Genomic DNA, 4092 nt, shown 5'->3' on the forward strand with positions numbered 1-4092 from the left:
CCCCTGCCGACGACGGTGACTTGCGTAGTGCCGACGAGTTGCTCCTCGTCGATTCGCCGTTGGCCGCGGTGCTCGTCGAGGACCATCCCTTCGGTCTGCTCGACGGTGACGTCGCCGAGCGACATGGTGCGCACGTGCTTCGCCGGCTCGGGGTGGGGTGGTCGTTCGCGGTGATCGTCGACGACCTTCCGACGGGGCCCGACCATGATCTTCCCGACGAGGAGCAGTGGTGGGAGACCTTGCCGGATGCCCCGGAACGTCTGTGCGCCATCCGCGATCTCGACCTCGTCGCCCCCGATCGGTGGGAGCAGGCCCTGACGTTGATCGTCGAGGATGAGCAGGCGGCACGAGCGCTCGACGATCGCGAGGGGTACACCGCCTGGTGGTTGCGTCATTTCGCCGAGGTCGACGGTTTACTTCTTGGTGAATACCGTGCGCCGTCGGATCACTCGCTCGTCGGTGTGCTCGATCCGCTGGTGCATCCCCACGCGGACGCGCTGGCCCCTGCGCTCGCAGCGCTACCCCCCGAATCCGCCACGGAGGCATCGTTGTTGCTGGCCAGGCTGGGCGATCGAGGTAGATCGATCTCCCCCGGGGTCACTCGCGCGATCTACTCCGCGGTGGTCGAGGTCTGCCGGTCGGGGAGGATCGACTGGTCGGAAATAGACGCACCCGACGCCGTGCGGGTCGCCTCGGGTACCGCCGTGCCCACCGATGGCCATCGCGTTCCCGTCGTCCTCGATGACCCGTGGTGGGCACAGGCCGTCGATCCCGTTACCCTCGTGATCGGTCCCGACAGTCCCGAGGGCGCAACGCTTCTGGCCGACATCCTGGATCTCCCGCAGGTGTCGGAGGAGTTCACCGCCGAACCGGTCGGTGCGGGGGAGTACACGACGTCCGACGACACCGCAGCGGTGTTGTTCACCGCCGAAACCGGAAGGCCGGTACCGGGCGAGGTTCGTGTGTATGACGACCTGCGGATGGCATTGTCGCGCAAGGGTGGTGGCGCATCGAGTGAGGTTCGGGTGCGGTGGTGGGTCGACAGCCGGGGCGTCACGTATCTGTCCCGCCGGCGTTGATGGCGGCCTCGACGCCGACCGTCAGCGTCGTTGGGCGTCGATGCCGGTGGTGAGGATCGCGGCGAGCTGCCGGTAGGCTGCGGCGTCGTCGAGGCCCGTGGTCGCCGAGACCTCCCGTCGCTGGATGCGGCTCATCATCGTCGCGGCGACGTCGGCGGCGAATGCGGCGTTGACATCGCGGAATTCGCCGTCGCGAACTCCGGCGTCGATCAGCTCCCGCACCCGGCGAGCGGCTGCGGCGGTGTTCTGTTCGTACAGGTCGCGGGTCGGGCCGAAGGCGTGGAGGTCGGTCATGAACACCTCGGAGGCCGGGGAGAGTTCCTCGCCGACGGCGATGAGGTAATCGATGACCGCCTCGCGTGCCGACGTCGCCGCCGCGACCCGCGCCTCGACGTGCTCGGTGGCGACCCGGAAGAAATGCGTCACCGTCTTGGTGACCAGTTGCTCCTTGCTGTCGGCGAGGGTGTAGATCGTCGTTTTGGAGCAGTGCAATCTGCCGGCGAGGTCGGCGACAGACAGATGTGCGAAACCTTCGGCGAGCAGTAGGGCGAGGAGATCGTCGAAGAGTGCTGCGCGTCTCCGGGTGCCGAAGTCTTTGACGCCCGCACTCGCACTGACCCCTCGGGTCATGATCGCTCCTCACAGTCGGGCCGACCGGACTGCGGTGGCCTTCCGGCGTTCGAAATAGTACTGTCAAGCGTACCTGAGTACTGTTTCTAGCCCGAAAGGCTCGCCACATGGCTGTTGATCGTCTGCTCCCCAATGATGAGGTGCGCGACCTGATCGCCCTGACCCGCGATATCGCCGACAAGCGTCTGGCGCCGATCGCCGACGCGCACGAGAAGGCCGAGACGTATCCCGACGGGCTCTTCGCCGAGCTCGGGGAGGCGGGACTCCTCGGGCTGCCGTATCCGGTCGATTGGGATGGCGGAGGCCAACCGTACGAGGTCTACCTCCAGGTGCTGGAGGAACTCGCGGCGCGGTGGGCGGCAGTGGCTGTGGCGACCAGCGTGCACGGCCTGGCGTGTCACCCGCTCTTCAATTTCGGCACCGAAGAGCAGAAACAACGTTGGCTTCCGGACTTGTTGAACGGCAAGCTCATCGGCGCCTACAGCCTGTCAGAGCCGCAGGCCGGCTCCGACGCGGCGGCACTGAATTGCCGAGCCAAGGCTGCGGACGACGGCTATCACGTGACCGGGACCAAGGCGTGGATCACCCATGGCGGCATCGCCGACGTCTACAACTTGTTCGCGCGCACCGGTGAGGGGTCGAAGGGGATCTCCTGCTTCTTGGTTGCGCGAGACACCGACGGCCTCACCTTCGGCAAGCCCGAGGAGAAGATGGGACTGCACGCCGTCCCGACCACTGCCGCCACCTACGACGACGCTGTCGTCGACGCGGACCGGCTGATCGGCGCCGAGGGCCAGGGACTGCCGATTGCCTTCTCCGCGCTGGATTCCGGACGATTGGGAATCGCAGCCTGTGCCACCGGATTGGCGCAGTCGGCGCTCGACGCTGCGGTCGAGTACGCACAGGAGCGAACCACCTTCGGCCGCAAGATCATCGACCACCAGGGCTTGGGTTTCTTCCTCGCCGACATGGCCGCCGCCGTCGACTCGGCACGCGCAACCTACCTCGACGCCGCTCGCCGACGGGACGCCGGACAGCCCTATTCACGTGCGGCCGCCACGGCCAAGCTCATCGCGACCGACGCCGCGATGAAGGTCACCACGGACGCGGTACAGGTCCTCGGCGGCAACGGTTACACCCGTGACTTCCGGGTGGAGCGCTACATGCGCGAAGCCAAGATCACCCAGATCTTCGAGGGCACCAACCAGATTCAGCGGCTCGTGATCAGCCGCGCACTCGCTGCGGGCTGACGCCCCTCTCCTTCTCAGAGTGGTATCCGGGTCGCTGTGGCCCCGAATCCAGCTCCGGCTCAGTTGGTCTCGAGGCTCGCCGCACGCGGCTCGCACCTCGACCATCGGGGGATGGCGATGCATCGAAGGATGCTTAGCCCTTCCCACCCGGCGACCCTTCCCACCCGGCGACCCTTCCCATCCCGGTGGTCGAGGTGCCGAGGAGCGTTAGCGACGAGCCTCGAGACCCCTTGTGCCGACAGGATTCCGGGCCACGGACACTCGAACACCTCGACCACCGGGTGGGTTTCTCTATGGAGTTCTCAAAGATCAGATGCGGTCCCGGCCAGGCCGGGTGCGGGGATTCAGGTAGTGGGTTAGCGTAGGTCAGGCTGCTACGTCGTCGAGTCGCATGGTGCGTCGGTGATACGACGGCACGGGTCGTCGTTTCGGATCCACGCTGGCGGGTGGGATCACCCAGGGGTGTCGGTCGAAGCCGATGATGATGTCCCAGCCGTGGTGGTGGACGTCGTCGTGGCAGCTGGTGCAGAGTAGGCAGCCGTTGTCGAGGTCGGTGGGACCACCCTTGCTCCAGTGAACGAGGTGGTGTCCTTGGCAGCGTCCGGCGTGGGCGCCGCATTTGATGCATCCACGGTCTCGGACGAGTAAGGCTTTGCGTTGCCCTGGGGTGAAGAAGCGGACCTCTTCACCAACACTGAGCGGTACACCGTTGGGATCAAGGATGATTTTGGTGATGGTGGTGTCACACGACAGCAGTTTGGCGGTGGCTTCGGTGATGGCTCCCATGTTCTGCAGGTCCCCACCGAGTGCCGGGTTGTCGGCTGACCAGGTCCACAACAGTCCGTTGGTGGGTTTCGCCGAGAATGTGGTGTCCGCCAATCCCTGTGCCGCGAGTTCGACGATCGTTTCAAACGCCGCGGCGCAGATCTGTTCGGGTGTCCGCGGATCCGGGGACCCGTCGGGCTGGGGCTTGGGCGCCGACAAGGTTTCCATCAGGGTGCGGGTTTTTTCGCCGGCGATGATGTCGAGGTTCGCCGAGATCTCCAGCCGTCCGTCGTCGGTGATGCGGTCGGTGTAGGAGTTGATCTTGTTGTCCTCGGCGGCCGGTAACCCACCGGGTGTTTCGGCCGCCA

The 4092-nt window shown here is 66.0% G+C and carries 3 protein-coding genes and 1 pseudogene; 2 read left to right on the forward strand and 2 right to left on the reverse strand.

The features are described from left to right. Positions 1–1079: pseudogene (locus tag B1964_RS04875) on the forward strand (hypothetical protein); the annotation flags it as partial. 21 nt (positions 1080–1100) lie between these two features. Here B1964_RS04875 and B1964_RS04880 read toward each other — a convergent pair. Next, on the reverse strand, positions 1101–1709 hold the full coding sequence (locus tag B1964_RS04880; RefSeq protein WP_079929061.1) for a TetR/AcrR family transcriptional regulator: 609 nt from the start codon (positions 1707–1709) through the stop codon (positions 1101–1103). A gap of 107 nt (positions 1710–1816) precedes the next feature. Here B1964_RS04880 and B1964_RS04885 point away from each other — a divergent pair, with 107 nt between their 5' ends. Then, positions 1817–2959, forward strand: a complete 1143-nt coding sequence (locus tag B1964_RS04885) for an acyl-CoA dehydrogenase family protein (protein WP_079929062.1) — start codon at positions 1817–1819, stop codon at positions 2957–2959. Positions 2960–3325: 366 nt separating this feature from the next. Here B1964_RS04885 and B1964_RS04890 read toward each other — a convergent pair. Beyond that, positions 3326–4092 (reverse strand): HNH endonuclease signature motif containing protein (locus B1964_RS04890; RefSeq protein ID WP_139765628.1); only part of this gene is annotated, 767 nt, incomplete at its 5' end.

It is taken from the genome of Gordonia sp. i37, assembly GCF_002043085.1.
Taxonomy (GTDB): Bacteria; Actinomycetota; Actinomycetes; order Mycobacteriales; family Mycobacteriaceae; genus Gordonia; species Gordonia polyisoprenivorans.